12 protein-coding genes and 1 tRNA gene are annotated in these 13,600 nt (G+C 62.6%); 2 read left to right on the top strand and 11 right to left on the bottom strand.

Annotated elements, in window-relative coordinates; translation table 11 throughout:
- Nucleotides 1–43: 43 nt before the first annotated feature.
- Nucleotides 44–128, bottom strand: a tRNA-Leu gene (locus QRD42_RS07535).
- 182 nt (nt 129–310) lie between these two features.
- Here QRD42_RS07535 and QRD42_RS07530 point away from each other — a divergent pair.
- Complete coding sequence (locus QRD42_RS07530) at nt 311–877, top strand: sterol desaturase family protein (RefSeq protein ID WP_318374203.1); 567 nt, start codon at nt 311–313, stop codon at nt 875–877.
- Here the strand turns inward: QRD42_RS07530 and crtB are convergent.
- The 7 genes from crtB to QRD42_RS07495 all read right to left on the bottom strand — a co-directional run bounded on the left by crtB (nt 798) and on the right by QRD42_RS07495 (nt 8,410).
- The gene (gene crtB / locus QRD42_RS07525; protein WP_321988537.1) at nt 798–1,742 is read right to left on the bottom strand and encodes a 15-cis-phytoene synthase CrtB; all 945 of its coding nucleotides are present in this window, start codon (nt 1,740–1,742) and stop codon (nt 798–800) included. The genes QRD42_RS07530 and crtB overlap by 80 nt on opposite strands.
- Nucleotides 1,739–3,220 carry a phytoene desaturase gene (locus QRD42_RS07520; protein ID WP_321988536.1) on the bottom strand — a complete coding sequence of 494 codons (1,482 nt, stop codon included), beginning with the start codon at nt 3,218–3,220 and terminating at the stop codon, nt 1,739–1,741. The genes crtB and QRD42_RS07520 overlap by 4 nt, the downstream gene beginning before the upstream one ends.
- Nucleotides 3,213–4,385, bottom strand: a complete 1,173-nt coding sequence (crtY, locus tag QRD42_RS07515) for a lycopene beta-cyclase CrtY (RefSeq protein WP_321988535.1) — start codon at nt 4,383–4,385, stop codon at nt 3,213–3,215. The genes QRD42_RS07520 and crtY overlap by 8 nt, the downstream gene beginning before the upstream one ends.
- Nucleotides 4,382–5,647, bottom strand: coding sequence for a glycosyltransferase (locus tag QRD42_RS07510; protein WP_321988534.1), 1,266 nt, complete (start codon nt 5,645–5,647; stop codon nt 4,382–4,384). The genes crtY and QRD42_RS07510 overlap by 4 nt, the downstream gene beginning before the upstream one ends.
- Nucleotides 5,644–6,687, bottom strand: coding sequence for a type 2 isopentenyl-diphosphate Delta-isomerase (gene fni, locus QRD42_RS07505; protein WP_321988533.1), 1,044 nt, complete (start codon nt 6,685–6,687; stop codon nt 5,644–5,646). Before fni ends, QRD42_RS07510 begins: the two co-directional genes overlap by 4 nt.
- A 39-nt stretch (nt 6,688–6,726) precedes the next feature.
- Nucleotides 6,727–7,632 carry a polyprenyl synthetase family protein gene (locus QRD42_RS07500; protein WP_072570811.1) on the bottom strand — a complete coding sequence of 302 codons (906 nt, stop codon included), beginning with the start codon at nt 7,630–7,632 and terminating at the stop codon, nt 6,727–6,729.
- Nucleotides 7,633–7,855: 223 nt separating this feature from the next.
- On the bottom strand, nt 7,856–8,410 hold the full coding sequence (locus QRD42_RS07495; RefSeq protein ID WP_321988532.1) for a YtfJ family protein: 555 nt from the start codon (nt 8,408–8,410) through the stop codon (nt 7,856–7,858).
- A 130-nt stretch (nt 8,411–8,540) separates the two neighbouring features.
- Here QRD42_RS07495 and ahr point away from each other — a divergent pair, with 130 nt between their 5' ends.
- Nucleotides 8,541–9,560: an NADPH-dependent aldehyde reductase Ahr gene (ahr, locus tag QRD42_RS07490; RefSeq protein WP_072570377.1), complete on the top strand. Its 1,020-nt coding sequence runs from the start codon at nt 8,541–8,543 to the stop codon at nt 9,558–9,560.
- A 44-nt stretch (nt 9,561–9,604) separates the two neighbouring features.
- Here ahr and QRD42_RS07485 read toward each other — a convergent pair whose 3' ends face one another.
- The 3 genes from QRD42_RS07485 to lptF all read right to left on the bottom strand — a co-directional run bounded on the left by QRD42_RS07485 (nt 9,605) and on the right by lptF (nt 13,552).
- Nucleotides 9,605–11,248, bottom strand: a complete 1,644-nt coding sequence (locus QRD42_RS07485; protein ID WP_321988531.1) for a dihydroxyacetone kinase subunit DhaK — start codon at nt 11,246–11,248, stop codon at nt 9,605–9,607.
- A gap of 121 nt (nt 11,249–11,369) precedes the next feature.
- Nucleotides 11,370–12,452: an LPS export ABC transporter permease LptG gene (gene lptG / locus QRD42_RS07480; RefSeq protein ID WP_318376073.1), complete on the bottom strand. Its 1,083-nt coding sequence runs from the start codon at nt 12,450–12,452 to the stop codon at nt 11,370–11,372.
- Nucleotides 12,452–13,552 (bottom strand): LPS export ABC transporter permease LptF, encoded by a 1,101-nt coding sequence (lptF, locus tag QRD42_RS07475; RefSeq protein WP_072570374.1) that lies wholly within the window; start codon nt 13,550–13,552, stop codon nt 12,452–12,454. The genes lptG and lptF overlap by 1 nt, the downstream gene beginning before the upstream one ends.
- Between the last annotated feature and the right edge of the window lie 48 nt (nt 13,553–13,600).

Genomic DNA, 13,600 nt, shown 5'->3' with positions numbered 1-13,600 from the left:
GCACAAAAAAAGCCGCCCTCAGGCGACTTAATTAGCATTCCGATGGTGCCGAAGGCCGGACTCGAACCGGCACGTATTTCTACGGTTGATTTTGAATCAACTGCGTCTACCGATTTCGCCACTCCGGCACGGAAAGGTATGCGGAAAACGTTGAGGATTATACCCTTACCGGCCACCTTCGCAACCTCAATTGTCCGTAGCGTGCGCTAAGTGCCGAAAATTTCGCCTTAGCCCTGCCCGTCTCCCATCTGTCCGGCAGCGKGGCGACTCCGTTGCTATACTCTGCATCATCTCAAAACAAGGAGTCACGATGCTCGTGCTGTGGAACACCCTGATTGTGCTGGCGACCGTCGCCGCAATGGAGATCGTGGCGACGCTGGCGCATAAATACATCATGCATGGATGGGGATGGGGCTGGCATCTTTCACACCATGAACCGCGCACCGGCTGGTTTGAAGTCAACGATCTCTATGCCGTGGTGTTCGCCGTGCTGGCGATAGCGCTGATCGCCGTTGGCACGTCCGGCGTCTGGCCGCTCCAGTGGATAGGCGCGGGCATGACGCTCTACGGCGCCATTTATTTTATGGTGCATGACGGGCTGGTGCATCAGCGCTGGCCATTTCGCTATATCCCGCGCCGCGGCTATCTGAAACGACTCTATATGGCGCATCGCCTGCATCATGCGGTGCGCGGCAAAGAGGACTGCGTCTCCTTCGGTTTTCTCTATGCGCCGCCGGTCTCAAAGCTCCAGGCGATCCTGCGCAGCCGTAACGGCAGACCGCCGCAGGGCGAGAAGGCTACACCGCGCGATCGTCATGCCGGGGACGCTGCCACAGCGCAGAAGAACGCGGCGACGTCGACGCGGCGCGAGAGCTGACCGCCTGCGCGGCACCTTTGAGCAGCAGCGCGAGTTTCTCACCCTTGCTGGTGCCCTGCCGCCGATCCCAGGCGCGGGGGCCGGCAGCTTTCACCTTCACGCCAATCTCCCGGTACACCCCGTGCGCCGTGGCGATCGCCCAGGCGGAACGCAGCGGCAAACCGGCGAGTCCCGCGCGTGCCGAGGCGTAGTAAGGTTCTGCGGCGTCCACCAGTCGCGCCGCCAGCCGCGCCAGCTTCTCGCGGTTAGCGGGATCGGCAAGCTGTTCGTGGTCGATGCCCTCCTCCGCCAGCCACTGCGCCGGTAAGTAGCAACGCCCGGCTTCAGCATCCTCGACAATATCCCGCGCAATGTTGGTCAACTGAAAGGCCAGCCCCAGATCGCAGGCGCGATCCAGCACCGCCTCGTTGCGCACACCCATTACCCGCGCCATCATCAGCCCCACCACGCCCGCCACGTGATAGCAGTAGCGCAGCGTATCCCCGAACGTCTCATAGTGCGTATCACGCACGTCCATGGCGAAGCCTTCCAGATGATCGAACGCCAGCTGCGGCGGAATGGCGTGGCGCGTCGCCACCTCCTGAAAGGCGGCGAAGGCAGGCTCCTGCATCGGTGCGCCCGCGTAGGCGCGCTCCGTCTCGGTTCTCAGCATCGCCAGCCGCTGTGTGGCGCTGCCGTTAACGGCGGAGGCATCCCGAAAGCCCAGCACCTGGCCGTCGATCACATCGTCGCAATAGCGGCACCAGGCGTAGAGCATCAGGGCGCTGCGGCGGGTCGGCGCGTCAAACAGCTTTGCAGCGGTATTGAAGCTTTTCGATCCAGCCGCCATGGTATCGGTGGCGTGTTCCATCAGCGTGCTGTTCATCGTGCCAGCGCCTCCAGCATCAGCCCTGCGGTGGCTTTTGCCGAGCCGATCACGCCGGGAATGCCTGCGCCCGGATGGGTACCCGCGCCCACCAGATAAAGGTTAGGAATGCGGCTGTCGCGGTTGTGCGGGCGGAACCAGGCGCTCTGGCGCAGAATGGGTTCGACGGAGAAAGCCGAGCCATGATGCGCGCCGAGCTGGTCGCGGAAATCAAAGGGCGTGAACATGCGCTGCGTCACCAGCTGGTCGCGCAGGCCGGGCATGTAGTGCTCCTCCAGATAGGCGAAGATGCGGTCACGCAGGCGCGGCCCTTCGACATCCCAGTCGAGATCGGCAGTGCCGAGGTGCGGCACCGGCGCCAGCACGTAGTAGCTGCCGCAGCCGGGCGGTGCCAGCGAAGGATCGGTGACGCAGGGCGCATGCAGGTAGAGCGAGAAATCTTCCGACAGGGTGTCGCGATTAAAAATATCGTCAATCAGCGCCTTATAGCGCGGCCCGAAGCAGACGGTGTGGTGCGCCAGCTGGCTGTGATGATGATTAAGCCCGAAATAGAGCACGAACAGCGAGTTGCTCATGCGCTTGCGCTTCAGCGACGCGGCGCGGGACGCGCCCACCGGATGATGGCCAAGCAGTTTTTCGTAGGTGTGCACCACGTCGGCGTTGGAGGCGACCGCCGCCACTTCGATGCGCCGCCCGTCTGCCAGCTGCACCGCGCCGATCTCGTTGCCGCGGGCCTCCAGCCGGGTGACTTCGGCGTTCAGCTCCAGCGTGCCGCCGAGATCCTCAAACAGCCGCACCAGCCCCTGCACCAGCGCGCCGGTGCCGCCGCGGGCGAACCACACGCCCCACTCGCGCTCCAGCGCATGGATCAGCGTGTAGATGGACGAGGTGGCGAACGGGTTGCCGCCCACCAGCAGCGAATGGAAGGAGAACGCCTCGCGCAGGCGCTCATCCTCGATAAACGATGACACCATGCTGTAAACGCTGCGCCACGCCTGCAAACGCGCCAGCTGCGGACCGGCGCGCACCATATCGCGGAACGACAGAAAGGGCACAGTACCGAGCTTCAGATAGCCCTCTTTAAATACCGCCTGCGAGTACGCCAGAAAGCGGCGATAGCCTTCCACGTCGCGGGGGTTGAAGCGGCGGATCTGTTCTTCCAGCCGCGCCTGATCGTTGTCATAGTCAAAGACCTGTCCCGACTCCCAGCAGAGGCGATAAAACGGCGTCACCGGCAGCAGATCGACATAGTCGGCCATGCGCTTGCCCGCCAGCGTGAACAGCTCTTCAATGGCGGTGGGATCGGTGATCACCGTAGGGCCTGCGTCAAAAGCAAAACCCTGATCCTGATAAACATAGGCGCGGCCGCCGGGCTTGTCGCGCTGCTCCAGCAGCAGCGTGGGAATGCCTGCCGCCTGCAGACGGATCGCTAAGGCCAGGCCGCCGAAACCAGCGCCTATTACTACTGTTTTATTCATCACTGAACGCTCGCAGCCGGGGAGTGTGTTTGAGTACGGCCTGCAGGGCTTCGCCCACCGGTACCGGTGGTTTGCCCGTCAGGATCCGCGCTTTGTCGGCCAGGGTAAGCTGACCGGCGTAAAAGCGGGCGATAAGCCCTGGGTTAAGTCGGTAAAAACGCTGCATCACCTGCCAGCGTCGGTCAGGTCGTCCGGCAAGAAACAGCATACGATTGAGCACGCGGAAGAAACGCTGGCGACGCCACTGCTGCTGCGCGTAGTCCCGCGTCAGGGCGAAGATCGCGCCGGACGACAGGTCGCGCTGGGCAGCGATCAGATCCGCCAGCGCCGCCGCCTGCGGCAGGGAGTAGCCGGTGGTGGAGTGGAACAGCCCGGCGCGCAGGCCGCTACAGGGCTGGCCCGCCTTCTGCCGCCAGAACGCGCGACAGTCTCCCGCCAGGGTGATCGGCAGGTTGCCCTGCTCTTCCCGCTCCAGCGTCTCCAGCGCCCAGCCCTGCGCCGCCGCGTAACCGGCGATATGCTGGCGCGCCTGATCGTCGCCAAGCGTGGCGCGATCGATGTAATGGGTATCTTCAATCAGCAGGCTGTCGGCGGAAAGCGGCAGCGTATAGACAAAGCGGTAGCCCGCCGACTGATCCACGGTGGCGTCCATCAGCAGCGGGCGCGTCAGCCCGTGCGGCTGGCTGAGCCGCCACTCCTGCCCGAGAAACGCCTGTGCGCCAATGGTCAGATGTTCGCCCGGCTGATAGCCGCGCCCGTCGATCACCGCGCCTGCATGGAGCACCGTGCCGTCCGCCAGCGTCACCGTCCGGGGCGTCAGCGCGCTGACCGGCGTCTGCCTTCGCAGGCTATCCCCCAGCGCCTGCGCCATCTCAAGTGCGAAGCGCTCAGAGGTGATGCTCAGATAGCCGCCGTCGAACCGCCTGGTCAGCGCCGGAAAGCGCACGTCATAGCCGGGCCAGCGGTGCGCCACCAGCGGTGCTATCCAGGCGTACTGCGTCGGGGTGAGATCCTCGTGATGAAATGACCAGGTATGATTGCCGCCCGGCTCTGCACCGGCCTCCAGCAGCAGCACCTTCAGCTGCGGCTGACGCTGGCGCAGCCGCCAGGCGATCAGCCCGTTGGCCAGCCCGCCGCCGACAAGGATCAGATCGTACTGCGTCATGCGCAGGCCGCCAGGATCGGGTGGCGGCTGTTGAGCGCCTGCTCCACTATTTCCGCCGCGCTGGTCGCGCCGCCAGCACCGGCAAGCTGCGTCTGCATCAGGCGTAGCTGCTGGCGGTAGCGGGCGTCGCTGAGCAACGCGTTCAGGTTTTTCGCCAGCGCGCCTGCGGTGGTGAAGCGTGAAGCGCGGCGGCCAATGCCGCTGTAAACCACGCGCGCGGCGACGCCCGGCTGGTCGAACGCCAGCGGAATAGTCAGCATCGGCGTGGCGCTCTCTATCGCGTCCATCACCGTATTGAGTCCGCCGTGGGTGATCACCGCCTGCGCCTGGCGCAGCACGGCAGGCTGGTCGGCAAAATCAGTCACCTCCGCGCCGTAGCGCCGCAGTCGCGCTTCCTGTGCCTCGTCCAGGCCGCCGCAGTGGGCGATAAGCAGCCGGACGTTCAGCTGGCGGCAGGCGCGGGCGATAGTGCGGAACAGCCTGTAGCGGTGCCCCTGAAGGGTGCCCAGCGAGGCGAACACCAGCGGCTGCGCGGAAGTCTGTACCGCCTCCGGCGCGGTGTGACTGTGGCGCAGCGGCCCAACGGCGTGAAAGTGCGCGGGCAACTGGCGACGGGGAAAATCAAAAGCAGGCAGCGTCTGGCTGATCTGCGCCAGCGGCGACAGACAGTCATGAAGCGATTGCCGCTCGCCGAGGCCGAAGGCGCGCGCATGGCGAGCGATCACCTCGCTGTGGCGGCGCATCAGCCAGTCATAGATGCGCTCGCTGGTGGCATAGAGTTTCTGGCTGCGTGGACCGGTGGCGTAGTTAAAGGGCATCACCGGCAGCGGCAGATGCGGCTCGCGGTTTACCGGCAAGGCGCAGGCGACCGAGACGAACGGCAGGCCCAGAGCTTCGGCGACCAGCCCGCCCGCCGCCTCCATCTGATCGACGATCAGCCCGTCGATACCCGCCTGTTGCAGCGCGGCGGGCAGCTCACGGCAGAGCATGTCGCTGGTTTTCGCCATGTCTTCAATCAGCCGAAAAATACCCGGTCCTGACGGGTGCGCCGTTAACGCCAGGGTGCGCGCCAGGCTGCCGGGGGGATGGCTGCGTTCGCCAAGGGGATAAAAACCGATGCGCGCGTCGTCAAGCAGCGTGCGCGCTTCCGCCTGCTGCATAAAGGTGACGCGATGGCCGCGGGCGATTAACGCCTGCGCCAGCGCTTCCAGCGCGCGCACATGGCTGTAGAGCGGTGGCGCGATAACCGCGTAATGGCTCATTCCTCATCCCCGACGCGCACCAGTCTGGCCTGCCGCAGCGCGCTCAGGCTGGCGCTGCCGGTACAGAAACAGGCGACCCGCAGCTGATCGATGATGATCTGAAAATGGGCGATCACCGCGTCGCCGGAGGCAGTGGCGCAGCCGAGCACCCCTGCGGCCTGGCCTGCGAGGGTCGCGCCCAGCGCGATGGCGCGCGCCACGTCAATGCCGTCGCTGACGCCGCCGGAGGCGATAAGCGGCATCTGCGGTAGCGCCTGATGCAGATCGCGCAATGCGCGAGCGGTGGGGATGCCCCAGTCGGCGAAGGCCATCGCCACGGCGCGGTCGTGCGGCGTCGCGGCGCGTTCGCCCTCCACCGCTGCCCAGCTGGTGCCGCCGGAACCGGCGACGTCCAGCATCGCCACCCCCGCGTCAGCCAGCTGGCGGGCCACCGGCACCGAAATCCCCGCGCCGACCTCTTTCACCACCACCGGCACCGGCAGGGCCTTCACCGTGCGGGCGATCGCCGCCAGCACGCCGCGCCAGTCGCGGTCACCGCCGCCCTGCAAAGCTTCCTGTAAGGGGTTGAGATGAATAATCAGCGCGTCCGCTTCGATCATATCCACCGCGCGGCGGGCGTAGTCGATGCCATGGTGCGCGGCAATCTGCGCCGCGCCCAGGTTCGCCAGCAGCGGAATATCCGGCGCGGCACGGCGCAGTTCGCGGGTCAGCCCCCAGCTGTCTTCGCTTTCCAGCGCCACACGCTGGGAGCCGACGCCCATCGCCAGCCCTAACGCCTGCGCCGCTTCCGCCAGATGGCGGTTAATTTCCCTGGCGCGGCTGGCGCCGCCGGTCATCGAACTTATCAGCAGCGGCGCGCGCAGCGTCCTGCCGAACAGCGTGGTGCTTAAATCGATGGCGTCCAGATCCAGCTCCGGCATCGCGCAGTGTTCAAAACGCCAGTCGGCAAAACCGGTGCCGCGCTTTTTCAGCGCCCGCGCCGGATCCAGCACGATATCCAGATGATCGTTTTTGCGTTGAGTCAGTTCCCTGTCCTTCATTGCCGCTCCAGTCGATGTGGCGTCCTGAGATAAAACGTGTTAGCCGAACAGCGCCATCTGCTTGTCGAACCAGGCGTGCATAAAGCGCCGCGTGGAGACACCGCGCTGACAGGCGCTGGTGAGATGTTCATCCGCGCTGCGCAGATGATCGCGCAGCCGCTGATGCACCGCCTCCGCGCCGAGCATCGCCACCAGCGTCGATTTGCCGTGATCTTTATTCACATCTTTGCCGGTGCCGTTCAGGCCGTCGGCCAGATCGTCCAGCAACTGGAACGCCTGCCCCAGATCCTGCGCAAAGCAGCGCAACCGCTGACGCGCCTGCGGCGGGGCATCGGCGACGATCGCTGCCATTTGCAGCGTGGCGTCGAACAGACGGCTGGTTTTCAGTTCATTGGCGAGCAGGATCGCTTCGGCGCTGCGCGTCCCGGCGCCCTCGTGCAGATCGAGATACTGCCCCTGTACCAGTCCCTGTAACCCGACGGCGGTGGAGAGTTCCGCCACCGCCAGGGTTTTACAGGCAGGCGACAGCGACTGGGCTTCCGCCACCACGCCAAAGGCGCGGCTGAGCAGCGCCACGGCGGCGAGGATAGCGACGTTTTCGCCATACTGGCGGTGGATTGTCGGGCGGCCGCGACGCAGCAGCGCATTGTCCATACAGGGGATATCGTCGAGCATCAGCGACGCGGCGTGCACCATCTCCACCGCGCAGGCGAGATCGAGCAGGCCGGGCTGATCGGCGTGGCAGCCGAGATCGCGCGCCGCCAGCACCAGCAGCAACGGACGCACCCGTTTACCCGCCACCAGCGTGCCTTCGCGCATCGCCGTATAGACCAGATCCTGCTGTTGTCCCGCGGGCAGCAGCTGATCAAGGCGGATTTGCAGCGCCTCGCGCAGCGCCTGTAACTCATCTTCATGGTTCAGGCAGTTATCGGCGTTAACCTTCATCGTTACGGTCATGGTTCCTCGTCGTGGCGGTATGATGCGAATGGCGCATGTGACGGCTGCCATCGAGCCGTCATAATCTGACCAGGAACTTTTGCAGCCTGAACAGCCGCTTGCCTGTTTATTTGCATCCTGCTTTGTCTGAAAAGCGTAGCGCACTCTACAGATATTTGCTTTTACGCAACGCCTTCATCACAACTATTTACCTTGCTTTAACAATGAGCGGCTACGCCAGCAGTTCCCGCAGCAGCGCCATCACCTGACCCACCTCCGCTGCGGACAATGCGCCGTCTTTGGCGAAGCGCACCCGCCCGCTCTTATCCAGCACCACCACGGCGGAACCGCCCGGTTGCAGTTGCCAGGCGCGCAATACCGAGCCGCGATCGTCCACCACGAACTGCGCCGCCGGGGTTTCCCGTTTGCTCTCCTCCAGACTGCGCCGCACGAACAGCGCGCTGCCGGGAATGGCGTCGTCGGTATTGACGATGGTGGTGACCGCAAACCGGCTGGCAGGCAACCCGGCTTTGCCGATGGCGTCGATCAGCGCGGCATTCTGATCTTTGGCGGAGAGCCGCCCTGCCATATGCAGCACCACACCCACTTTTCCGCCGAGGCGCGCGCTGTTCCACACCTGATAGCGGATCGCCTCCTGCTGAAGCTGCAACTCACCGCGATCCGCTACTCCCACCGGTGGCACGCGTTCCCCTTCCACAAAGTTATGGGCTGAGGCGAAAAAAGGCAGCCCGCCCGTCAGCAACACTATCGCCGCGCGTAAGGTCATTGGGTTCTCCGGTCACTGTTCATCAGCATGAAGTATAAGACGACATGGCGGAATGCCCTCTTCCGCTAAGTCGCCCCTTACGGAATGCTCTACACTTCTTTCTAATCAATGCCAACCGAAGGAAATTGTGATGAGCATCATAAAAAGTTACGCCGCCCCTGAGGCCGGTGCCGATCTGGAACTACATGAATTTGATGCGGGTGAACTGCTGCCGGCTGACGTTGAAGTTCAGGTTGATTACTGTGGTATCTGCCATTCTGATTTATCCATGATCGATAACGAGTGGGGCATGTCGCAGTACCCACTGGTTGCCGGTCATGAAGTGATTGGCCGCGTGGTGGCCCTTGGCCGCGATGCGCAGGACAAGGGTCTGAAAGTGGGCCAGCGCGTGGGTATCGGCTGGACGGCGCGCAGCTGCGGGCACTGCGATGCCTGTATCAGCGGCAACCAGATCAACTGTCTGGAAGGCGCGGTGCCGACCATTTTAAACCGTGGCGGTTTTGCCGATAAAATTCGCGCCGACTGGCAATGGGTGATCCCGCTGCCGGACAGCATTGATATTGAAACCGCAGGCCCGCTGCTGTGCGGCGGTATCACGGTATTCAAACCGCTGCTGATGCACCATGTCACCGCCACCAGCCGCGTCGGCGTGATCGGTATCGGCGGTCTGGGCCATATCGCCATTAAACTGCTGCGCGCCATGGGCTGCGAAGTGACGGCGTTCAGCTCCAACCCGGCGAAAGAAGCGGAAGTGCGCGGCTTTGGCGCAGATAAAGTAGTGAACAGCCGCGATCCGGAAGCCCTGAAAGCGCTGGCCGGTCAGTTTGATCTGATCATCAATACCGTTAACGTCGATCTGGAATGGCAGCCGTACTTTGAAGCCCTGGCCTACGGCGGCAACTTCCACACTGTTGGCGCGGTGCTGAAACCGCTGCCGGTGCCGGCGTTTACGCTGATTGGCGGCGACCGCAGCATCTCCGGCTCTGCCACAGGTACGCCGTATGAACTGCGCAAGCTGATGAAGTTTGCCGGTCGTGCGCAGGTGGCACCGACCACCGAGCTGTTCCCGATGTCAAAAATCAATGAAGCGCTGCAACATGTGCGTGACGGCAAAGCCCGTTATCGCGTGGTGTTAAAAGCGGATTTTTAAAGGGTAAAACGCCCGGCGGCGCGTAGCTTGCCGGGCCTGTGTATTCAGACCTTCTTCAGAGCAGCAAAGACTTCAGCCACTGCGACCGCGCCCGGATCGGTCACCCCTTCCAGGTTTTCGCGGTTGACGTAAGACGATCGCCCCGCCCCGGCTTTTTGCATCGACGCGGTAGCTTCCGCGCCCTTTTTCGCCGCACTAATGGCCGCCGTCAGATCCTGATCGCGCAACGCTTCCAGCGCCGGTTGCAGCGCGTCAATCAGCGTGCGGTCGCCCAGATCGGCACCACCATAATGCTTCATCTGCTTCAGCCCTTTTAACAGTGCTTCCGGCAGCGGTTGCCCGTCGTGGATCGCCTGTCCGGCGGCGGTGAAAAAGATCGACATCAGCACGCCGCTGGAGCCGCCCATCACCGTCGCAAGGCGCTCGCCCACCAGTTGCAGCAGTTGCGCGGTGTTGTTAAGTGGCAGCTTGCCGTCCGCCAGCAGCTGCGCCACGTCCCGCGCCCCTTCGGCAAAGGTCGAGCCGGTATCGCCGTCGCCTACTTTGGCGTCCAGTGCGTTCAGGCGGTTCTCAAGGTTAATCAGCGTGTCGGTGGCGGTTTTCACCAACGCCTTCACCTGCGGGTTATCGGACGGCTGAATTTCCAGGCTGTCGTGAATGGCGTTGTGGCTGACGGTGCGCATCGGCGCGAAGGCCACCGGTTTCTGCCAGCCGACGGTCTCGACATCAGCGCACAGCGCCTGTTCAAAGGTGTCGTTCAGGCGCAACAGCGACAGCGAGAACCCTTTCATATCCAGCGAGCTGACCAGCGGCGCGGGGCCGACCAGATAGGCGATCTGATCTTTTAATGCCGAGTGCGCCAGCTCTTTGGTGAGCAGCGCCATTTCCAGGGCGGAGACGCCGCCGAGGTTGTTGATCAGCACCGCCACGCGGTCATTGCCCGCCTTCTCTTTTAACGGGCCGACCAGGGTATCGATGAGTTTTTTGCTGTTGTGCGAATCCACCGTCGTGGCGCCAGGTTCGCCATGAATACCGAGGCCGAGTTCCACCTGGCCGCGCTGAATGCGGTTTTCCTCTTCGCCGTCGCTGCCCGGCAGGTTGCAGGTTTCCATCGCCAGCCCGAGGCTCCAGACGTTGTCGCAGGCCTGTTGCGCCAGCTCGCGCACTTCGCTGAGGGATTTGCCCTGTTCGGCGGCGAAACCCGCCACTTTATGTACCAGCGCCGTACCGGCGATGCCGCGCGGCTGTTTGTTATCCGGCAGCGCAATGTCATCGGCGACGATCACCATTTCCACTTTCAGGCCGTAGCGCTTGGCTTTTTCCGCCGCGAGGCCAAAGTTCAGGCGGTCGCCGGTGTAGTTTTTGACGATCAGCAGACAGCCGCGATCGCCGGTGACTGCGACAATGGCGTTCAGTACCGCATCCACGCTTGGCGAGGCAAAGACATCGCCGCAGACGGCGGCGGTGAGCATCCCTTTGCCCACAAAACCTGCATGGGCCGGTTCGTGGCCGGAGCCGCCGCCGGAGATCACCGCCACACGGCTTTTACTCCAGTCGCTGCGGGCGACCACGCGGATGGCAGGATCAATATCAAGGCGGACAAGGTTGGCGTGAGGGGCGGAGATGACAAGGCCTTCAATGGCGTCGTTGACCAGCTGCTTGCGGTCATTAAAGAAAAATCTGGACATAACTACCTGATAATTTAGTTAACCGTATGCATAGCATAGTCTGCGTAGCAGAGAACGTCGCAAAGTACAGAATTATCGGGGGGGAAATGTCCCCTCTCCAGGGCGGAGAGGGGATGACTTATCAGGAGCGCCGCAGCATCAGCCACAGACTGATGGCAAAGAACGAGGCGCTGGGCAGCAGCGCGCCGATAATCGGCGGAATGCCGTACACCAGGGTCAGCGGGCCGAAGATCTGATCCAGCACATAGAACACGAAGCCGAAGCTGATACCGGTCACCACACGCACGCCCATCGGCACGCTGCGCAGCGGACCAAAGATAAACGACAGCGCCATCAGCATCATCACCGCCACCGACAGCGGCTGGAAGATCTTGCTCCACATGTTCAGTTCATAGCGCCCGGAATCCTGGCCGCTGGACTTGAGGTATTTCACATAATCCCGCAGGCCGGTGATCGACAGCGCATCGGGATCCAGCGCCACCACGCCCAGCTTGTCCGGCGTCAGGTTAGTTTTCCAGGTGCCGCTCACCGTCTGCGAGCCGGTAACCTGTTTCGGATCGGTCAGATTAGATTCATCTACCTGCGATAAACGCCACACTTTGGCATTGGGATCGAAAGTGGCGGAAGCCGCGTAACGCACCGACTGCAAACGACGCTGATCGTTAAAGCCATAGATGCTGACGCCGCCAAGGGAGGCATCGCCGGTGACGCGCTCAATATAAACAAAGTTGTTGCCGTCTTTCGCCCATAAGCCCTGCTGGGTGGAAAGCAGCGAGCCGCCGTACAGCTGCTGCGCGCGGTAGTTACGCGCCATCTGCTCGCCCTGCGGGGCGACCCATTCGCCGATGGCCATGGTCAGCAGCACCAGCGGGATGGCGGTTTTCATCACTGACAGCGCCACCTGCATACGGGTAAAGCCGGAGGCCTGCATCACTACCAGCTCGCTGCGCTGCGCCAGCATCCCCAGCCCCAGCAGCGCGCCTAACAGCGCCGCCATCGGGAAGAAAATCTGAATATCTTTCGGAATACTGAGCACGGTATACATGCCCGCACCCAGCGCGTCGTAACTGCCCTGCCCGGCGCGCTTAAGCTGGTCGACAAATTTAATAATTGCGGAAAGCGAAACCAGCATGAACAGCGTCATCATGATGGTGGTGAAAATGGTTTTACCGATATAGCGGTCGAGTACGCGAAATGCCTGCATTATACCGCTCCTTTACGCGTGAAACGGGCGCGCAGACGGCGCATCGGCACCGTGTCCCAAAGGTTCAGGCCAATCGCCAGCGCCAGATACAGCAGGTTGACGGCCCACATCCAGATCAGCGGATCGATTCGCCCTTTCGCCGCGTTCGACTTCAGCGAGGTTTGCAGCAGGAAGAACACCAGGTAAAGCAACATGGCGGGCAACATCGACAGCACGCGGCCCTGACGCGGGTTAACCACTGACAGCGGCACGACCATCAGCGCCATCATAAAGACGGTGAAGATCAGCGTTAAGCGCCAGTGCAGCTCGGCGTTGGCACGTTTGTTATCGGTGTTGAGCAGCGTACGCATGTCCATCTGCTCGGTATCATCCGGATCCAGCGCCACGGCCTGATGGCCGATAATCGCCTGATAGTCCTGGAAGTCGGTGATACGGAAGTCGCGCAGCATCGCCGTGCCTTCAAAGCGCGTGCCCTTATTAAGCGTCACTACCTGCGAGCCATCTTTTTTCTGCGACAGCTCGCCGGAATCCGCCACCACCACTGACGGGCGGGCATTGCCTTTCGGGCGGATCTGCGCGAGGAAGACGTCGTTAAAACGGCTGCCGTCCACGCTTTCAATAAAGAGTACGGAGTTGCCGTCGGTGGCTTGCTGGAACTGGCCCTGCGCCAGCGCCGCCATGCCAGGGTTGGCTTTGGCTTCCGCCAGCACCTCATCCTGATGACGCGCCGACCACGGCCCGGCCCACATGACGTTAACCGCCGCCACGATACCGGTCAGCAGCGCGAGGATCATCGCGGCTTTCACCAGCACGGCCTTGCCCAGGCCGCAGGCATGCATCACCGTAATTTCGCTGTCGGTGTAGAGTTTACCCAACGTCATTAACAGCCCAAGGAACAGGCTGAGCGGCAGGATCAGCTGCGCCATTTCTGGCACGCCTAAGCCCAGTAAAGAGAGCACCAGGTTTGTCGGGATCTCACCGTCCACCGCCGCGCCGAGGATCCTGACCAGCTTCTGACAGAAGAAAATCAGAAGCAGGATGAATAGGATCGCCAACTGGCTTTTGAGCGTCTCCCGCACCAAATATCTTATGATTATCACTTTAAATACGCCCGTAAAAACCCGTTTTTTGCAGGAAAATCGCTTGTT

The sequence above is a fragment of the Enterobacter sp. PGRG2 genome (assembly GCF_030291195.1).
In the GTDB taxonomy this organism is placed as follows: Bacteria; Pseudomonadota; Gammaproteobacteria; order Enterobacterales; family Enterobacteriaceae; genus Enterobacter_D.
Note: the sequence above shows the minus strand (reverse complement) of the source record. Positions and strands in the feature narration are given on the sequence as shown.